Origin of the sequence: Luteimonas deserti, from assembly GCF_013425765.1 — a bacterium.
Taxonomy (GTDB): Bacteria; Pseudomonadota; Gammaproteobacteria; order Xanthomonadales; family Xanthomonadaceae; genus Luteimonas; species Luteimonas deserti.
The window spans coordinates 304,660-323,215 of record NZ_JACCJZ010000020.1 but is presented as its reverse complement, the minus strand read 5'-3'; the positions used below and the strand labels follow the sequence as shown (position 1 = coordinate 323,215).

Below are 18,556 nucleotides of genomic sequence, written 5' to 3'. Positions count from 1 at the left end.
GAACCGCGGCGCATCTCTGCGCCGCGGTGGGTGTCAGTCTTAGCGACGCAGGCCGAGCTTCTCGATCAGCGCCTTGTACCGGTCCGCATCCTTCCGGTGCAGATAGTCGAGCAGGCTGCGACGACGGTTGACCATCATCAGCAGGCCGCGGCGGCTATGGTGGTCCTTCTTGTGCGTCTTGAAGTGCTCGGTCAGGTGCACGATGCGTGCGGTCAGCAGGGCGACCTGGACTTCCGGGGAGCCGGTGTCGTTGTCGCCGCGCTTGTGTTCTTCGATGATCTTGCCGTTGTCGATCGTGGTCATTTGGATTCTCTGGACGCGCGTCCCGCAGAAGACCGCAGCGTGTCGTTGGACCGCTGCGTACCGCCCGGACCGCCTGTTGGGATGGAGGTGCTGAGCCTTGGAAAAAGGCCGCGGCATTGTATCCCCTGCCCGTGACCCGGACAAGGCAGCCATTCAGTCTGCGCCGGCGCTGCGCTCGGCGCGACGGAACATGCGCTGCGGACGCAGGGCCCGGTCGACGCCGATCTGGCCGAGTCCCTGGGCGCGCCCGTCGGGTCCCACGATCGCCACCTCGCCGCTCAATGTGTACGGTCCGGCCAGCGCCTGGCCGTGTTGCAGGCGCGCGGCCTGCGCGGCGTCGACGTGGACGGCCGGCCAGGCCAGCATGCCTGCCTCGATGTCCAGCAGGCAGGCTTCGAGCCCGCGCTCCCCCCGCGCGGCCAGCGCCTGCAGGTCGTCCAGGCTCCACATGCGCGGATCCCGGAAGGGATCCACCCACAGCCGGCGCAACTCGGCGACATGGGCGCCGCAGCCGAGCAGCTCGCCGAGATCGCGCACCAGGCTGCGCACGTAGGTGCCGGAGCCGCACTCGACGTGCAGGCGCAGCTGCGGGGGACCACCCGGATCGAGCACGCCGTCGAGCAGGTCGGCCGCGGACTGCAGCTCGAAGGCGTGCACCTCGACCGGCCGGCAGTCCACGTCCACCACCTCCCCACGCCGGGCCTTGGCATACAGCGGTTCGCCGCCGCGTTTGAGGGCCGAATAGATCGGCGGGCGCTGCTGCAGTCGTCCCGTGAGCTGCGCCAGCGCGGCATCCAGGATTTCGATGGTCAACGGCGGCACCGTGCGTTCGCGCAGCACGGCGCCGTCGGCGTCGTCGGTGTCCGTGACCTGGCCGAGACGCGCGACGGTGGTGTAGGCCTTGCGTGCACCGAGAAGGCCGCCGGCGATCTTGGTCGCCTCGCCGAAACACACCGGCAACAGCCCCGTGGCGAGGGGATCGAGACTGCCGGTGTGGCCGCCCTTCTCGGCGCGGAACAGATGCCGTACACGCTGCAACGCCTGGTTGGAGCTCAAGCCGCGCGGCTTGTCGAGCAGCAGGATGCCGTCGAGCGGTCGAAACCGGGTACGGGGGCGGCTCGCTGGACGGGTCATCGGGGAAGACGGGGCTGGAGGGCCGGAACGATCATCGTGCGCCCATGCGCCCGGCTGTCGGACGTACCGCCGCCGCGCAGCACGCCAGGTGCGACGTCGAAGCCCGGGCGGCCGGGATCAATCGGACGACGCGGGACCCACATCGCGCAGCAGCGTGTCGATGCGCTCGCCGCGATCCACCGAATCGTCGTAGTGGAAATGCAGCTCGGGGACGTGGCGCATCTTCACCGCGCGCGCCAGCTTGAACCGGATCTCGTGCGCGACCGCCTTGAGGCCCTTCATCGCCTCGGCGGCGCGCTCGGACTGCAGCGCGGTCACGAACACCTTGGCGTGCGCCATGTCGCGCGTGACCTCGACATCGGACACGCTGACCGAGGGCAGCCCATGCTCGGACACGGCTTCGCGGACCAGGGTGCCGAGTTCACGGCGCAGCTGGGCGGAAACACGGTCGGTGCGATGGAAGGATTTCTGGGCCAAGACGGGAATTCGGGTTCGGAAAGAAAGATGGAACAGGTACATCGGCTTTCGCGCGCCGAAGCCGCATAGGCCGCAGCGACGGATCCGCGGCTGCGGATCCGACCGCCTCGCGGCGCACCCTTACAGGGTGCGCTGGACCTCGATGCGTTCGAAGCACTCGATCTGGTCGCCCGGCTTGACGTCGTTGTAGGCCTTGACGCCGATGCCGCACTCGGTGCCGTTGCGCACCTCGTCGACGTTCTCCTTGAAGCGGCGCAGCGATTCCAGCTCGCCTTCGAACACCACCGTGTTGTCGCGCAGCACGCGGATCGGCTTGTTGCGCTTGACGACACCCTCGATGACCATCGAGCCGGCGACGGCGCCGAACTTGGAGCTGCGGAACACTTCGCGAACCTGGGCGATACCGATGATCTCCTCGCGGATCTCCATGCCGAGGATGCCCGAGGCGACCTGCTTGACCTGGTCGATCACGTCGTAGATCACCGAGAAGTAGCGCAGGTCGAGCGCGCTGTTCTCGATCACCTTGCGCGCCGACGCATCGGCACGGACATTGAAGCCGATGATCGTGGCCTTGGCCGCCGCCGCCGAGTTGGCGTCCGACTCGGTGATGCCGCCGACACCGGCCACGATGATGTTGACCCGGATCAACTCGTTCGACAGCGCGGTCAGGGCCTGGCGCAGCGCCTCGACCGAACCCTGCACGTCCGCCTTGATGACCAGGTTGAGCGACAGCTGCTGCTCGGCCTGGCCCATCTGCGCCATGATGTCTTCCATGCGGTTGCCGGCCGCCTGCACCAGGCGCGTTTCGCGGCGCTTGGTCTCGCGCTGCTGGGCGACTTCCTTGGCCAGACGCTCGTCGGCGACGACGACGAAATCGTCGCCCGCATCCGGCACGCCCGACAGGCCGAGCACCTGCACCGGGATCGACGGACCTGCCGTCTGCACCTGGCTGCCGGTCTCGTCGAACAGCGCACGCACGCGACCGTACTGGATGCCGCAGACGAGGTAATCGCCGCGCGCCAGCTGGCCCTGCTGCACGAGCACGGTGGCCACCGGGCCGCGGCCCTTGTCGAGCGAGGACTCGATCACCGTACCGCTCGCGCGGCCTTCGGCGACCGCGCGCAGTTCCAGCACCTCGGACTGCAGCGAGATCGCATCGAGCAGATCGTCGATGCCGTCACCGGTCTTGGCCGAGAGTTCGACCACCTGCGTGTCGCCGCCGAAATCCTCGGCGACCACGTCGTGCTCCAGCAGCTCGTTCTTGACCCGCGACGGATCGGCGCCGGACTTGTCGATCTTGTTGATCGCGACGATCAACGGCACCTTCGCCGCCTTCGCGTGCTGGATCGCCTCGGCCGTCTGCGGCATGACGCCGTCGTCGGCCGCGACCACCAGGATCACGATGTCGGTGAGCTTGGCACCGCGCGCGCGCATCGAGGTGAACGCGGCGTGGCCCGGGGTGTCGAGGAAGCTGATGACGCCCTTGTCGGTCTCGACGTGATACGCGCCGATGTGCTGGGTGATGCCGCCCGCTTCGCCCGAGGCGACCTTGGTGCGACGGATGTAATCCAGCAGCGAGGTCTTGCCGTGATCAACGTGACCCATGATCGTGACGACCGGGGGACGCGGCACCTGGTCGCCCTGGTTCTCGCCCACGTGCGCGATCAGCTCGCGCTCGGCATCGTCGCCGTCGGCGCGCACCGGGGTATGGCCGAGCTCTTCGACGACCAGCGCAGCGGTGTCGTGGTCGATGGTCTGGGTGATGGTCGCCATGACGCCCATCTTGAACAGCGCCTTGACCACGTCCCCGCCCTTCATCGCCAGCTTCTGGGCGAGGTCGGCCACGGTGATCGCGTCGCCGATCGCCACCTCGCGTACGACGGGCGCGGTCGGCCGCTCGAAACCGTGCGGGCCGGCGCCACTGCGCGACGGCGCCGCGCTGCGACGCTGCGGGCCCCGGGTGGGCTTGCCACGGGTGGTGGTGCGGCGTGCGCGGTCCGATGCGCTCAGATGCAGCTGGCCGGCGAAACGCGCGGTGCTCTCGTCGTCCTCGACACCGGCCACCATCGCGTGGGAACCGCGGTTGGCCTTGTGCTTGGCACCGGCCGGGCTGCGATCGTCGGCGCGCGGCGGTGCCGCCGGCTTGTGGCCGTGGCCGGTCGTGCGACGGGTCGCGGCGTCGGCATCCTCGGGCACGGCGACTGCGGCCGCCTGGCGCAGGCGCTCGGCCTCCGCCTCGGCTTCGAGCCGGCGCTGCTCGGCCTCGTCGGCGCGGCGCTTGTCTTCCTCGGCCAGGCGCTGCTGCTCGGAGAGATTGCGCTGGCGCGACTCCTCGAGCTTGCGCAGGATTTCCGCGCGCTCGGCATCGGGATCGCTGCCCGGGCCGCCATCGGCGACCGGGCTCAGCGTGACCTTCTTGCGCACGACCACGTCCACGGTCTGGCGGTTCCGGCCACCGCCGACCGTCAACTCCTGCTTGCGGCTGCGGTTGAGGGTGATCTTCTTCGGCGCGGCGATGTCCTCGGCAGGCGCGTCAGCCTTGCCGTGCGCACGCTTGAGGAACCCGAGCAGCTTCAGCTTCTCGGCGCTGGTCACGACCTGGTCGGGATCGCTGAACTGCATGCCCGCTTCGGACAGCTGTTCCAGCAGTTTCTCGACCGGCGTATTCACCAGTGCGGCCAGCTTGCGGATGGTGGTTTGTTGCGACATTCGTGATTCGTATCCCGTTCGCGCGGGCCGGAGCCGGCGCATGAGTGGTGCATTCTACCCGCGACGCGCCCGGAGCCTCAGCCCTCGCGTTCCAGGCGTGCGATTTCCTCGGCGCGCGCGGCCAGGATCAGCGCGGCCGCGCGGGCCTCGTCGAGCCCCTCGATCCCGAACTCGACCACCTCGTCCGCGCCCAAGTCGGACAGGTCCTCGCTGGTGCGCACACCGTGCGAGGCCAGCGCGAACGCGGTCTCGTCGTCCATGCCCTCGAGTTCGAGCAGGTCCTGCGTCGGGCCGTTGCCGTCGGCTTCCTCCTCGATCGCCAGAGCGTCGTTGAGCAACGCGTCCCGGGCGCGCGAGCGCAGCTCCTCGACGATGTCCTCGTCGAAGCCCTCGACCGCCAGCAGCTCGCCGACCGGCACGTAGGCGATTTCCTCCACCGTGCCGAAGCCTTCGGTCACCAGGATGCCCGCGATTTCCTCGTCGACTTCCAGCTTGTCCATGAACAGCTGGCGCGCGGCGGTCTGTTCGGCTTCCGATTTCGCGGTGACCTGGTCCTGGGTCATCACGTTGAGCTGCCAGCCCGACAGGCGACTGGCGAGACGCACGTTCTGCCCGCCCTTGCCGATCGCCTGGGCCAGCTTGTCCTCGGCGACCGCCAGGTCCATGGAGTGCTTGTCCTCGTCGACGACGATCGACTGCACTTCCGCCGGCGCCATCGCATTGATGACGAACTGGGCCGGATTGTCCGACCACAGCACGATGTCGACGCGCTCGCCGTTGAGCTCGTTGCTCACCGCCTGCACGCGCGAACCGCGCATGCCGATGCAGGCACCGATGGGATCGGTGCGGGTGTCGTAGGCGAGCACCGCGATCTTGGCGCGGTCGCCCGGATCTCGGGCACAGGCCTTGATCTCGACCAGGCCCTGGCCGACTTCCGGCACCTCGAGCTTGAACAGTTCCATCATGAATTCGGGCGCGGCGCGGCTGATGAACAGCTGCGGGCCACGGGGCTCGCTGCGCACGTCGTAGAGGTAACCGCGGATGCGGTCGCCGGCGCGCACGACGTCGCGCGGGATCGCCTTGTCCTTCTGGATCAGCGCCTCGGCGTTGCCGCCCAGGTCGACATAGACGTTGCCGCGCTCCACGCGCTTGACCACGCCGGTCACCAGCTCGCCGACGCGATCCTTCCAGGCATCGACGACCTGCTGGCGCTCGGCCTCGCGGACGCGCTGCACGATGACCTGCTTGGCGGCCTGCGCGGCGATGCGGCCGAAGTCGACGTTCTCGATCTGTTCTTCGATGTAGTCGCCCACCTCGACGCCGTCGGCTTCATCGACCGCGTCCATCAAGCGGATCTGGCGGTCGGGCGATTCCATCACCACGTCGTCGGCCACCACTTCCCAGCGGCGGAACGTCTCGTAGCTGCCGTCCTTGGAGTCGATCGCGACGCGCGTCAGCACGTCCTGGTCGACATAGCGCTTCTTGGCCGCTGTGGCCAGCGCCGCCTCGATGGCTTCCAGGATCACGGATTCCGGCACGCCCTTCTCGTTGGCGACGGCATCGACGACCAGCAACAGTTCCTTGCTCATCTTTTCATTCACTCCGCACCGGCGGACGATCCGTCCGGCCGCTTGTTGTCACGTGGTGTGTGGTTGGTCTTGCGGGCCGCGCCGCCGGCGCGTCCATTGTCTTTCTTGTCCTTCGACGCGGCCAGGCCCAGCGCGCCCCAGTCGGGCACGATGCGCGCCTTCTCGACGTTGTCGGCCTGGACCACGAACGGCGCGCCGTCGAGGTCGAAGGTGATCGTCTCACCGTCGACCGACACGATCCGGCCGGTGAGCCGACGGCGGCCGTCCTGCGGCAGCTTCAGGCCGACCTTCGCGGTCTCGCCGGCGAAACGCGCGAACTGCGCCGCGCCGAACAGCGGCCGGTCGACGCCGGGCGAGGACACCTCGAGCGTGTAGTTGCCGCTGATCGGATCCTCGACGTCGAGCTGGGCCGATACCTCCCGGCTCACCGACTCGCAGTGCTCGATCGTCACGCCCTGCGGCGTGCCGGCCTCGGCCGCCGCGGCGTCGTGCCCTGCGGGCACGTCGATATAGAGCCGCACCACCGCGCCACCGGGCGCAGGCAGGTAGTCGATGCCCAGCAGCTCGAGGCCGAGGGCCTCGACCGTCGGTGCCAGCAGTTCAGTCAGTTGTGTCGCCTTGTCCGCCACTGGTCCCTCGTCCGTTGCATGTCAGGTATCCGCACGATCCCGCCGCGGCGGGCGTCCCGCCCGGCGCCGGAGGCGCTACGCGGTTCACGATCGTGGAAAACGACAAAGGGCCCGAAGGGCCCCTTGTCCGATACCACTGGATGTCGGCGCCGAAGCGAAGCAGGAGCTTCGGCAAGCCCAGATTTTCCGCATCGGCGGCCCCATCGGGAGACGCCGCGTCACAACAGAAAATTTGGTAGCGGGGGCAGGATTTGAACCTGCGACCTTCGGGTTATGAGCCCGACGAGCTGCCAGACTGCTCCACCCCGCATCAGAAGCGGAATTATGAAGATCGCTCTTCGAAATTGCAAGGGTTTCGGACGATTCCGCGTCACCCGAACCTCGCCGGCCGCTGCATCCGCGGCGACCGGGCGCGCATGCTAGCAGATCAGGCGCCGAACGCCTGCTGCGACCACGCCATCAACGGGCTCCAGTACAGGCCGAGCGCCAGCAGCGACAGTGCGTTGACCGCGAACACAACCCGCAGCACCGTGCCCGGGCGCTGGACCATCGGCGCGGCGTTGGGCGCATCGAAGTACATGACCTTGATCACCCGCAGGTAGTAGAAGGCGCCGATGACCGCGAACACGATGCCGACGATCGCCAGCCACAGCAGATCGCCCTGCAGGGCGCCCTGCAGCACCACCAGCTTGGCCCAGAAGCCGAAGAACGGGGGCACGCCGGCGAGCGACGCCATGATGCACAGGACCAGGCCGGCCATCCACGGGCTGCGCTGGTTGAGCCCCTTGTAATCGTCGATGTTCTCCGCCTCGAAGCCGCGCCGCGACAACATGACGATCGCGCCGAACGCGGCGACCGACATCAGCGCGTAGCTGATCGCATAGAACATCGCCGCTGCGTAGCCGTCGGGACCGCCACCGGCCAGGCCGAGGAACAGGAAGCCGACGTGCGAGATCGTCGAATAGGCCAGCATGCGCTTGAGGTTGGTCTGCGCGATGGCGAACAGGTTGCCCACCACCAGCGACAACGCCGCCAGCAGCGACAGCAGCAGCTGGGTCTGCTCGTGGACCGGACCGAGCGCGGTATCGAGCAGGCGCCAGGTCATGCCGAAGGCCGCGAGCTTGGGCACCGAGCTGATGAACGCGGTGATCGCCGTGGGCGCGCCGGTATAGGTATCGGGCAGCCACATGTGGAACGGCGCGGCGCCGAACTTGAACGCGATGCCCACCACCAGGAACACCATGCCGGTGAGCAGCAGCACGCGGTTGTCGCCGCTCAGGCCGAGCACCGCCTCGTGGATGGCGGGCAGCGACAGGGTGCCGGTGGCGCCGTATACCAGCGACATGCCGAACAACAGCATGCCCGAGGCCAATGCACCCAGAACGAAGTACTTCATCGCAGCTTCGGACGACAGCGGATTGTCGCGGTCGCATGCCACCAGCGCGTAGGAGCACAGGGCCAGCAGTTCCAGGCCCACGTAGACCATGGTCAGGTTGTTGGCCGAGACCAGCAGCATCATGCCGGCCGCGGTGAACAGGAAAAGCACCGGGATCTCGCCCTGGTACAGGTCACGCTCGCGCAGGTAGGCCCAGGCGTAGCCCAGCGCGATCGCGGCCACGACGAGACCGGTGACCTTGAGCACGTCGGCGCCGGCATCACGCACGAACATGTCGGCGAGCGTGCTGCCCTGCCCGCCCACGCCCATCGCGATCATCAGGGCCGCGCCCAGCAGCGTCGCCACCGCCAGCACGTGGGTGATGATCCGGCGGCGCGGATCGATGAACAGGTCGAGCATCAGCAGGGCGAACGCGCCCAGCACCACGACGAGCTCGGGCACGATCGGGCCGAGCTCGGCCAGCGTGCGGACGGGGGGCGTCATCGGAGCGGAAATCATCGCGACGGGGTCCTTAAAGCTTGCTTGCGGCGATCAGGTTCGCCAGTTGCGCGATGGACGGCTCCATCAGGTCGGTCAGCGGCTTGGGATACACGCCGATCAGCAGCGTACCCGCAGCGAACACGCCCAGCACCAGCGCCTCGCGGGCATTGATGTCCTTGAGCGCGGCGACGTGCGCATTGGCCACTTCGCCATAGAGCACGCGCTTGACCAGCCACAGCGTGTAGGCCGCGCCGATGATCAGCGTCATCGCCGCGAAGAACGCGACCAGCGGATGGCTCTGGAACGCGGCCAGGATGACCATGAATTCGCCGACGAAGCCCGAGGTGCCCGGCAGGCCGGAGTTGGCCATCGCGAACAGCACGTAGAACGCGGCGAACCACGGCATCACGTTCGCGACCCCGCCGTAGTCCTTGATCATGCGCGTGTGCATGCGGTCGTACAGGATGCCGATGCAGGAGAACATCGCGCCGGAGATGAAGCCGTGGGAGACCATCTGCACCATCGCGCCCTGCAGGCCGAGGCGCGCGGCGTCGCTGGCGCCGACGTCGCGCATCAGCGCGAAGGCGATGAACACGCCGAGGGTCACGAAGCCCATGTGCGACACGGAGGAATACGCGACCAGCTTCTTCATGTCCTGCTGGACGAGCGCGACCAGGCCCACATAGACGATCGCGATCAGCGACAGGCCGATGACCAGCCATGCCCATTCGTGTCCGGCGTCGGGCGTGATCGGCAGGTTGAAGCGCAGGAAGCCGTAGCCGCCGATCTTCAGCATGATCGCGGCCAGGATCACCGAGCCGCCGGTCGGCGCCTCGACGTGGGCGTCCGGCAACCAGGTGTGCACCGGGAACATCGGCACCTTGACCGCGAACGCGGCCAGGAACGCGAAGAAGATCCACATCTGCTCGGTCGACGACAGACGCAACGCGTACAGGTCGGGCAACTGCCAGCTGCCGGCCTGCATGTACAGGTAGATCAGCGCGACCAGCATGAAGACCGAGCCGAGGAACGTGTACAGGAAGAACTTCACCGACGCGTAGACGCGGCGCGGACCGCCCCAGACACCGATGATGATGAACATCGGAATCAGCATCGCCTCGAAGAACACGTAGAACAGCATCGCGTCCACGGCGCAGAACACGCCGATCATCATGCCTTCGAGGATCAGCATCGACGCGAAGTACTGCGACACCCGCTTGGTCACCGACGTCCAGGCGCCGATCAGCACCAGCGCGGTGGTCAGCGTGGTCAGCACGATCAGTGCGACCGAAATGCCGTCCGCACCGAGGTGGTATTCGATGTTGAACGCCGGGATCCACTCGCGGCGCTCGAGAAACTGCAGCCCGGCATTGGCGTAATCGAAGCCGGTGAACAGCGGAATGCTGAGCACGAACACGAGCAGCGCGAATGCGAGCGACACCCAGCGCGCCGCGTCGGCACGACGTTCGCCAAGGGCGAGCACGAGCGCACCGCCGAGGATCGGCAGCCAGATCAGGAGACTGAGGAGAGGCCAGTTCGACACGTAGGGAATTCCGTCAACGCCAGTACTTGATGAGCACGGCCAGGAGCAGGATCAGGCCGACGATCATCGCGAATGCATAGTGATAGAGGGCGCCGGACTGCAACCGGCGGATGACGCCCGACACCAGTTCGACCACGCGCGCCGAACCGTTGACGAACAGGCCGTCGATCACGCGGGTATCGAACACCCGCGACAGCTTGCCCAGCGCGACGCCGCCTCCGGCGAACCCGCCGATCCACAGGTCGTCCGCGAAGTACTTGCGCTCGAGCACCCGGATCGGCAGCGCGAACACGCGCGCGGCTTTCGCCGGGAGACCGGGCTTCCACCAGTACATCACCGTCGCCAGAACGAAGCCTGCGACCACCAGCCAGAACACCGGGGTGACGAAGCCGTGCAGTGCGAAGGCCGTGGGACCGTGCCACACCTCGTCCTTGAGCGTTGCCAGGACGTCGTTCGACGCCAGCACGTGGATCACGCCGTCGAAAAAGCCGCGGACCTCGTGATGCCCGGTCCAGTCGGTGCCGAAGAGCATCGGACCGGCGGTGAAGTAACCGATGAGGATCGACGGAATCGCCAGCAGGATCAGCGGCAGGGTCACCACCCACGGCGACTCGTGCGGCTCGTGAGGCCCATGGTGGCCGTGGTCGTCGTGCGCGTGGGCGTCGCCGCCCGCGGGGTGTGCGTGCCCGTCGTCGTGCAGCGGTTCGTGCCGCGTTTCCTGACCGTGCGCGTCGTGGACGGCATGCACCGGGGACGGATGCGCGTCGCGGAAGCGCTCCGCGCCGAAGTACGTCATGTACAGCAGACGGAAGCTGTAGAACGAGGTCACGAACGCGCCCAGCAGCACCGCCCAGTAGGCGTAGTGGTACACCCAGCCGCCGTCGCCGGCGTGCTTGGCCGCCTCGATGATCGCGTCCTTGGAATAGAAACCACTGAAGAACGGCGTGCCCACGAGCGCCAGCGTGCCGATGACGCTGGTCCAGAAGGTGATCGGCATGTACTTGCGCAGGCCGCCCATCTTGCGCATGTCCTGCTCGTGGTGCATGCCGATGATCACCGAACCCGCCGCCAGGAACAGCAGGGCCTTGAAGAAGGCATGGGTCATCAGATGGAACACGGCGGCCGAATACGCCGACACGCCGAGCGCGACGGTCATGTAGCCCAGCTGCGACAGCGTCGAGTACGCCACGACGCGCTTGATGTCGTTCTGCACCATGCCGATCAGGCCGGTGAAGAACGCCGTGGTCGCACCGATGAAGAGGATGAACTGCAGCGCGGTTTCCGACAGCTCGAACAGCGGCGACATGCGCGCCACCATGAAGATGCCGGCGGTGACCATGGTCGCGGCGTGGATCAGCGCCGAAATCGGGGTCGGGCCTTCCATCGAGTCCGGCAGCCACACGTGCAGCGGCACCTGGGCCGACTTGCCCATCGCGCCAATGAAGAGACAGATGCAGACCAGGGTCGCGACCGACCACTCGAACCCGGTGATCACTTCGATCGTCTGCCCGCCACCGATGGTGGAATCGGCCGCGGCGAACACGGTCGCGTAGTCGAGGCTGCCGAACCAGTACAGCACGCCGGCGATGCCGAGCAGGAAGCCGAAGTCGCCGACCCGGTTGACCAGGAAGGCCTTCATGTTGGCGAACACCGCGGTGGGCTTCTTGAACCAGAAACCGATCAGCAGGTACGACACCAGGCCCACCGCTTCCCAGCCGAAGAACAGCTGCAGGAAGTTGTTGCCCATCACCAGCATCAGCATCGAGAAGGTGAACAGCGAGATGTAGCTGAAGAAGCGCTGGTAACCCGGGTCCTCGGCCATGTAGCCGATCGTGTACAGATGGACGAGCAGCGACACGAACGTCACCACGACCATCATCATCGCGGTGAGGTTGTCGACCAGGAAGCCGACGTGCGCCGAGTAGTTGCCCACCTCGAAGAACGTATACACGTTCTCGTTGAAGACAGGCGCACCCTGCATCAGCTGCCAGAGGGTGTAGATCGACAGCGCGCAGCTGATCGCGACGCCCGCGATCGTCGCCGAGTGCGCGCCGACGCGACCGACCTGGCGGCCGAACAGGCCCGCGATGATCGAACCCAGCAGCGGGGCCAGGACGATCGCGACCAGGATGCCCTTGGAAATTGCGTACTCCATGCCCGGCTCAGCCCTTCAGCGTGTCGAGTTCGGCGACGTTGATCGTGCGCCGGTTGCGGAACAGCGTGACCAGGATCGCCAGGCCGATCGCGGCCTCGGCCGCGGCCACGGTGAGGATGAAGAACACGAAGATCTGGCCCGCGGCATCGCCGAACTCGCGCGAGAACGCGACGAAGTTGATGTTGACCGCGAGCAGCATCAGCTCGATCGACATCAGCAGGATGATCACGTTCTTGCGGTTGAGGAAGATGCCCGCGACGCTGATGCAGAACAGCACCGCGCCCAGCGACAGGTAATGGCCGAGTGCGAGGCCCTCGCCGAACAGTCCGGTCATTTCGTCTCTCCTTCATCCGCGCCGGCCGGCGGCTCGGGCACCGGACGCACGGCGTCCATCTTGACCACGCGCATGCGGTCGGCTGCGCGCACGCGGGCCTGTTCGCCGGGATTCTGGTGCTTGGCACCCGGGCGGCGGCGCAGGGTCAGCATGACCGCCGCGATGACCGCGACGGTCAGGATCACTGCGGCGACCTCGAACGGAAGCAGGAAATCGGTGAACAGACGCCGCGCGATCCATACCGTATTCGAGACACCGGCCGCGTCCACCGCGTCGACGGCGAACGGCGTCATGCGCGAACGCACCCCGATCAACGTCACGATCTCGACCAGCATCACCACCGCGACGACCAGGCCGACCGGCAGGTAGCGCACGTAGCCTTCGCGCAGCGGCGCCACATCGACGTCGAGCATCATGACGACGAAGAGGAACAGCACCATCACCGCGCCCACGTACACCAGGATCAGCGCGATGCCGAGGAACTCGGCACCGACCAGCAGCCAGGTGCACGCGGTGGAGAAGAACGTCAGCACCAGGAACAGGGCCGCGTGCACCGGGTTGCGGGCGCTGATCACCGCCACCGCGGACATCACGGTGACCGCGGCGAAGACGAGGAATGCAATCAGGTCGAAATTCATGACTTACCTGTACGCGGAGTCGGCGGCGCGACGTTCGGCGATCTCGGCCTCGAGCCGGTCACCGATCGCCAGCAGCTGCGGCTTGGTCACGATGTTCTCGCCGCGATTCTCGAAGTGGTATTCGAGCAGCTGGGTTTCGACGATCGAATCGACCGGACACGATTCCTCGCAGAAGCCGCAATAGATGCACTTGAACAGGTCGATGTCGTATCGCGTGGTGCGACGGCTGCCGTCCTCGCGCTGCTCGGATTCGATGGTGATCGCCAGCGCCGGACACACCGCCTCGCACAGCTTGCACGCGATGCAGCGCTCCTCGCCGTTGGGATACCGGCGCAGGGCATGCAGACCGCGGAAACGCGGCGACTGCGGCGTCTTCTCCATCGGGTACATCAGCGTGTACTTGTCGCGGAACAGGTACTTGAGGGTCAGCCCCATGCCGCCGATCAGCTCGAGCAGCAGCAGGCCCCTGAACCATGAGACGAACTTGGTCATGACTGCCCTGCCTCGAAAATCCCGAAGTACGCCATCAGCGCGGTGACCACGATCCAGAAGATGCTGATCGGGATGAAGACCTTCCAGCCCAGGCGCATGATCTGGTCGTAGCGGTAGCGCGGGAACGAGGCGCGGAACCAGATGAAGCAGCTTGCGAAGAAGAACACCTTCGCGAACAGCCACCACCAGCCGTCGACCGACAGCAGCGGAATGCCCCAGCCCTGGAACGGCGACAGCCAGCCGCCGAGGAAGAAGATCGCGACCAGGAAGCTGATCAGGATCATGTTGGCGTACTCGGCCAGGAAGAACAGCGCGAAGGCCGAGCCCGAGTATTCCACCATGTGACCGGCGACGATCTCCGACTCGCCCTCGACGACGTCGAACGGCGCGCGGTTGGTCTCGGCCACGCCGGAGATGAAGTAGATGACGAACAGCGGCAGCATCGGCAGCCAGAACCACTCGAACAGGCCCTTGCCGCCGGCCTGTGCCATGACGATCTCGGTGAGATTCAGACTGCCCGCACCCACCATCACGCCGACCAGCGCGAAGCCCATCGCGATCTCGTAGCTGATCATCTGCGCCGAAGCGCGCATGGCCCCGAGGAACGCGTACTTCGAGTTCGACGCCCAACCGGCGAGGATGATGCCGTAGATGCCCAGACTCGTCATCGCCAGCAGGTACAGCAGACCGGCATTGGCGTTGGAGAGCACCAGCTGCGCATCGAACGGCACCACGGCCCAGGCCGCGAACGCCGGGGCGAGCGTGATCAGCGGCGCCAGCACGTAGAGCACGCGCTGCGCGCGGGTGGGCTGGATGACTTCCTTGAACAGCAGTTTGAAGACGTCCGCGAAGGCCTGGAAGATGCCCATGCCCACGTACATCGGCCCGTGGCGCACGTGCATCCAGCCGAGCAGCTTGCGCTCCCACACCACGTAGAACGCCACGGCCAGGATCACCGGCACCGCGATCACGAGGATCTTGAGCACGATCCACAGGATCACGCCGATCGCGCCCAGCGACATCAACCCGTCGTACAGCGGCGCGGTGACGTCACCGAGCAGCGTTGCGGTATTCGTCACGCTCATGCCGCCACCACCTTGACCTTGCCGGCACCCAGCGCCGCGGTGGCGCCGTAGCCCGATTCGACCCACACCGCACCTGCAGCGACCCGGTCGTCCACGGCGACCTGCAGCGTCGCCGTTCCCACGGCGTTGCTCACCTTGGCCATCGCACCGTCCACGACACCGCAGGCCGCGGCGTCGTCGGGATGCAGCACCACGCGCGGTCCGAGGGTCAGCGGGTGCGCCTGCAGGGCCTGCGCGCGACGGGTCAACGCGTCGACCCGGTAGATCGCCTGGCTGACCGCGAGCTCGAGGCCCTCACCGCCGGATGCCGGCGCGTCGCTCCGCACCGCGTCGACCGGCCTGGCCTGCAGTCCCGCACGCAGGCCCGGCAGATCGGTGAATTCGAAGCCCGGCACCGCGAGCTCACCGCCCAGCGCGCGCAACACGCGCCAGCCGGGACGCGCCTCGCCGGGCAGGCGGCCGGCGGCCGTCGCCTGCTGGTCGCGACCATCGAGGTTGGTCAACGTGGCATCGATCTCGGCCAGTGCACCGATCGGCAGGATCACGTCGGCCACCGCCCGCGTGGACTGGCAGGCGAACTGGCTGAAAGCGACCACTTGGGCTGCACCGAGCGACTGCATCGCGGTCCCCGGATCCGCGAAGTCGAGACCGGGCTCGATCCCGTAGATCACATACGCGCTTCGCCGCTGGGCCAGCATCGTGACGGCATCGCGCGAGGTCGGCAGCACGCCGGCCCGGCTCAGGCCGAGCGCGTTGGCACCCTGCGGAATCCGGCACAGCGCGGCACCGGTGGACGTCGCGAGGGCGGCGGCCGCGGCACGGATCGCCGCCGAATGCGCGCCGGTCTCAGCCTGCGCACCGACGATGATCGCGGCGTGCGAGCCCGCGCGCAGCGCGTCGGCCAGTGCGCCCACCTGCAGCGTGGCCGCGATCTGCGACGGCGGCACGATGGCCTTGTCGGCAATGTCGAACGTGAATTCGAAGTCGACCGGATTGACCACATAGACCTTGGCGCCGCGACGCCAGGCCTGGCGGACGCGCTGGTGCAGCAGCGGCACCTCGTGGCGCAGGTTGGAGCCGACGATGAGGATCGCATCGGCCTTGTCGAGCTCGGCGACCGGCATCGCGAAGGCGTCTGCCGCAGCGCCGTCGGAGAGGTCGCGCTGTGCGATGCGATGGTCGATGTTGCCGGTCCCCAGCGCATCGGCCAGACGGACCAGCAGCGCGCCCTCCTCGTTCGAGGTCGCCGGATGCACCAGCATGCCCAGCTCGTCGGCCGGATTGTCGCGAAGGATCTTCGCCGCGCGCGCCAGCGCCTCGTCCCACGAGGTCTCGCGCCATTCGCCGCCGTCCCTGACCATCGGCCGCACGGCGCGGTCCTCGGCCGACAGGCCCTGGTGGGAGTACCGGTCGCGATCGGAGATCCAGCACTCGTTGACCGCTTCGTTGTCGCGCGGCACCGCGCGCAGCACGTCGCCGCGGCGCACGTGCAGGAACAGGTTGCTGCCCAACGAGTCGTGGACGCCGATCGACTCGCGCGCGATCAGTTCCCACGGACGGGCGCGGTAGCGATAGACCTTGTTGGTCAGCGCGCCCACCGGGCAGACGTCGATCACGTTGCCCGAGAGCTCCGTGGTCAGCGGCTTGCCGTCGTAGGTGCCGATCTGCAGGTTCTCGCCGCGCTGCATGCCGCCGAGTTCGTAGGTTCCGGCGATTTCCGCGGTGAAACGCACGCAGCGCGTGCACTGGATGCAACGGGTCATCTCGGTGGCCACCAGCGGCCCGAGGTCCTCGTCCGGCACCACGCGCTTGCGTTCGGCGAAGCGACTGACCGATCGGCCGTATCCGAGCGAGAGGTCCTGAAGCTCGCACTCGCCGCCCTGATCGCAGATCGGGCAGTCGAGCGGATGGTTGATCAGCAGGAACTCCATCACGTTGCGCTGCGACTTCAGGGCCTTCTCGCTGCGCGTGATCACCTGCATGCCGTCCATCACCGGCGTGGCGCAGGCCGGCGCGGGCTTGGGCATCTTCTCCACTTCGACCAGGCACATGCGGCAGTTGGCCGCGATGGCGAGCTTGTCGTGGTAGCAGAAGCGCGGAATCGGAATGCCGGCCTTGTCGGCGGCATGGATGATCATCGAGCCCTTGGGCGCGGCCAGCTCGACACCGTCGATGAAGACGGTGACGTGGTCGGGCGGCAGGTCGGGGTTCACGGGTTGCGCGCTCATGCGGCCACCGCCCTGGGCCCCACGGTGCCGTTGCGCTGGTCGTCGACGAGGAAGCGCTTGTTCACGATCGCGTACTCGAACTCGTCCCAGAAGTGACGCAGGAACCCCTGCACCGGCCACGCGGCGGCTTCGCCGAACGCGCAGATGGTGTGACCTTCGATCTGCCCTGCAGCGGCACGCAGCATGTGCAGATCCTCGACCGTCGCCGTGTGCGTGGCGATGCGCGTGAGCATGCGGTACATCCACCCGGTGCCCTCGCGGCACGGCGTGCACTGGCCGCAGGACTCCGCGTAGTAGAACCGCGCGATGCGCTGGCACGCGCGCACCATGCAGGTGGTGTCGTCCATCACGATGACCGCACCCGAGCCGAGGCCGGAGCCGGCCTTCTGCAGCGCGTCGTAATCCATGGTCAGGCCCATCATCGTCTCGCCCGGCAGCACCGGCATCGAGGAGCCGCCCGGAATGACGCCCTTGATGGTGCGCCCCTCGCGCATGCCGCCGCACATCGCCAGCAGCTCGGAGAACGGCGTGCCCAGGCGAATCTCGTGATTGCCCGGCTTCGCGACATGGCCCGAAACGGAGAAGATCTTGCAGCCGCCGTTGTTCGGCTTGCCCAGACCCATGAACCACTCGGCGCCATTGCGCACGATGGCAGGCACCGAGGCGAAGGTCTCGGTGTTGTTGATCGTGGTCGGCTTGCCGTACAAGCCGAAGTTGGCCGGGAACGGCGGCTTGAAGCGGGGCTGCCCCTTCTTGCCTTCGAGCGATTCCATCAGTGCGGTTTCCTCGCCGCAGATGTAGGCGCCCGCGCCCAGCACGTTGTACAGGTCGATGCCGATGCCCGAGCCGAGGATGTCCTGGCCGAGCCAGCCGTTGGCATAGGCCTCGGCCGTGGCTTCTTCCAGATGTTCGAAGGGCTCGTGATGGAATTCGCCGCGCAGGTAGTTGTATCCGACCGTCGCACCGGTGGCGTAGCAGGCGATCGCCATGCCCTCGATCACCGCGTGCGGGTTGTAGCGCAGGATGTCGCGGTCCTTGGCCGTTCCGGGTTCGGATTCGTCGGAATTGCAGAGGATGTACTTCTGCATCTCGCCCTTGGGCATGAAGCTCCACTTCAGGCCGGTGGGGAAGCCCGCGCCGCCACGACCGCGCAGTCCCGACTGCTTGACCATCTCGATGACATCGGTGGGCGGGATCTTCTCTTCCAGGATCCGGCGCAGCGCGCTGTAACCACCGGTCTTGAGGTAGTTCTCGTACGACCACGGCTTGTCGAAATGCAGCGTCGTGTAGACCGCCTGGTGTTCCTTCGGCGCAGGGCCGACCGGCCCGTACCCTTCGGACGACTTGGGATGGTGATGTGCCAT

General features: G+C 67.1%; 15 protein-coding genes and 1 tRNA gene. All 16 read right to left on the bottom strand.

The features are described 5' to 3' along the window. Positions 1-39 precede the first annotated feature (39 nt). Entirely contained in the window at positions 40-303 is a 264-nt protein-coding gene (gene rpsO / locus H0E82_RS14050; protein ID WP_180546061.1) for a 30S ribosomal protein S15, read from the bottom strand. Positions 304-456: 153 nt separating this feature from the next. Further along, positions 457-1,437, bottom strand: coding sequence for a tRNA pseudouridine(55) synthase TruB (truB, locus tag H0E82_RS14045; protein WP_180546060.1), 981 nt, complete (start codon positions 1,435-1,437; stop codon positions 457-459). Positions 1,438-1,554: 117 nt separating this feature from the next. Then, positions 1,555-1,914, bottom strand: a complete 360-nt coding sequence (gene rbfA, locus H0E82_RS14040; protein WP_180546059.1) for a 30S ribosome-binding factor RbfA — start codon at positions 1,912-1,914, stop codon at positions 1,555-1,557. Positions 1,915-2,034: 120 nt separating this feature from the next. Then, a complete protein-coding gene (gene infB / locus H0E82_RS14035; protein ID WP_180546058.1) occupies positions 2,035-4,623 on the bottom strand; it encodes a translation initiation factor IF-2 in 2,589 nt (862 codons plus the stop codon). A gap of 77 nt (positions 4,624-4,700) precedes the next feature. Further along, positions 4,701-6,212 (bottom strand): transcription termination factor NusA, encoded by a 1,512-nt coding sequence (nusA, locus tag H0E82_RS14030; RefSeq protein ID WP_180546057.1) that lies wholly within the window; start codon positions 6,210-6,212, stop codon positions 4,701-4,703. A gap of 8 nt (positions 6,213-6,220) precedes the next feature. Further along, on the bottom strand, positions 6,221-6,841 hold the full coding sequence (locus H0E82_RS14025; RefSeq protein WP_180546056.1) for a ribosome maturation factor RimP: 621 nt from the start codon (positions 6,839-6,841) through the stop codon (positions 6,221-6,223). Between the two features lie 233 nt (positions 6,842-7,074). Continuing rightward, positions 7,075-7,151, bottom strand: a tRNA-Met gene (locus H0E82_RS14020). A gap of 117 nt (positions 7,152-7,268) precedes the next feature. Further along, positions 7,269-8,735, bottom strand: coding sequence for an NADH-quinone oxidoreductase subunit NuoN (nuoN, locus tag H0E82_RS14015; RefSeq protein WP_180546055.1), 1,467 nt, complete (start codon positions 8,733-8,735; stop codon positions 7,269-7,271). 13 nt (positions 8,736-8,748) lie between these two features. Beyond that, positions 8,749-10,260, bottom strand: coding sequence for an NADH-quinone oxidoreductase subunit M (locus tag H0E82_RS14010; RefSeq protein ID WP_180546054.1), 1,512 nt, complete (start codon positions 10,258-10,260; stop codon positions 8,749-8,751). 13 nt (positions 10,261-10,273) lie between these two features. Next, positions 10,274-12,415: an NADH-quinone oxidoreductase subunit L gene (nuoL, locus tag H0E82_RS14005; protein ID WP_180546053.1), complete on the bottom strand. Its 2,142-nt coding sequence runs from the start codon at positions 12,413-12,415 to the stop codon at positions 10,274-10,276. A 7-nt stretch (positions 12,416-12,422) separates the two neighbouring features. Then, complete coding sequence (gene nuoK / locus H0E82_RS14000) at positions 12,423-12,749, bottom strand: NADH-quinone oxidoreductase subunit NuoK (RefSeq protein ID WP_180546052.1); 327 nt, start codon at positions 12,747-12,749, stop codon at positions 12,423-12,425. Further along, on the bottom strand, positions 12,746-13,387 hold the full coding sequence (locus tag H0E82_RS13995) for an NADH-quinone oxidoreductase subunit J (RefSeq protein WP_180546051.1): 642 nt from the start codon (positions 13,385-13,387) through the stop codon (positions 12,746-12,748). Before H0E82_RS13995 ends, nuoK begins: the two co-directional genes overlap by 4 nt. A 3-nt stretch (positions 13,388-13,390) precedes the next feature. Further along, positions 13,391-13,879, bottom strand: coding sequence for an NADH-quinone oxidoreductase subunit NuoI (gene nuoI / locus H0E82_RS13990; RefSeq protein WP_180546050.1), 489 nt, complete (start codon positions 13,877-13,879; stop codon positions 13,391-13,393). Continuing rightward, positions 13,876-14,901: an NADH-quinone oxidoreductase subunit NuoH gene (nuoH, locus tag H0E82_RS13985; protein WP_180546581.1), complete on the bottom strand. Its 1,026-nt coding sequence runs from the start codon at positions 14,899-14,901 to the stop codon at positions 13,876-13,878. Before nuoH ends, nuoI begins: the two co-directional genes overlap by 4 nt. A 59-nt stretch (positions 14,902-14,960) precedes the next feature. Further along, positions 14,961-17,192, bottom strand: coding sequence for an NADH-quinone oxidoreductase subunit NuoG (gene nuoG, locus H0E82_RS13980; protein WP_180546049.1), 2,232 nt, complete (start codon positions 17,190-17,192; stop codon positions 14,961-14,963). Next, positions 17,189-18,556 carry an NADH-quinone oxidoreductase subunit NuoF gene (gene nuoF / locus H0E82_RS13975; RefSeq protein ID WP_180546048.1) on the bottom strand — a complete coding sequence of 456 codons (1,368 nt, stop codon included), beginning with the start codon at positions 18,554-18,556 and terminating at the stop codon, positions 17,189-17,191. The genes nuoG and nuoF overlap by 4 nt, the downstream gene beginning before the upstream one ends.

Coding starts and splice junctions, on each gene's coding strand:
- rpsO (WP_180546061.1), bottom strand. CDS start 303: ATGACCACGATCGACAACGGCAAGATCATCGAAGAACACAAGCGCGGC.
- truB (WP_180546060.1), bottom strand. CDS start 1,437: ATGACCCGTCCAGCGAGCCGCCCCCGTACCCGGTTTCGACCGCTCGAC.
- infB (WP_180546058.1), bottom strand. CDS start 4,623: ATGTCGCAACAAACCACCATCCGCAAGCTGGCCGCACTGGTGAATACG.
- nusA (WP_180546057.1), bottom strand. CDS start 6,212: ATGAGCAAGGAACTGTTGCTGGTCGTCGATGCCGTCGCCAACGAGAAG.
- nuoN (WP_180546055.1), bottom strand. CDS start 8,735: ATGATTTCCGCTCCGATGACGCCCCCCGTCCGCACGCTGGCCGAGCTC.
- nuoL (WP_180546053.1), bottom strand. CDS start 12,415: ATGGAGTACGCAATTTCCAAGGGCATCCTGGTCGCGATCGTCCTGGCC.
- nuoK (WP_180546052.1), bottom strand. CDS start 12,749: ATGACCGGACTGTTCGGCGAGGGCCTCGCACTCGGCCATTACCTGTCG.
- H0E82_RS13995 (WP_180546051.1), bottom strand. CDS start 13,387: ATGAATTTCGACCTGATTGCATTCCTCGTCTTCGCCGCGGTCACCGTG.
- nuoI (WP_180546050.1), bottom strand. CDS start 13,879: ATGACCAAGTTCGTCTCATGGTTCAGGGGCCTGCTGCTGCTCGAGCTG.
- nuoH (WP_180546581.1), bottom strand. CDS start 14,901: ATGTCGCTGGGCGCGATCGGCGTGATCCTGTGGATCGTGCTCAAGATC.
- nuoG (WP_180546049.1), bottom strand. CDS start 17,192: ATGAGCGCGCAACCCGTGAACCCCGACCTGCCGCCCGACCACGTCACC.
- nuoF (WP_180546048.1), bottom strand. CDS start 18,556: ATGGCACATCACCATCCCAAGTCGTCCGAAGGGTACGGGCCGGTCGGC.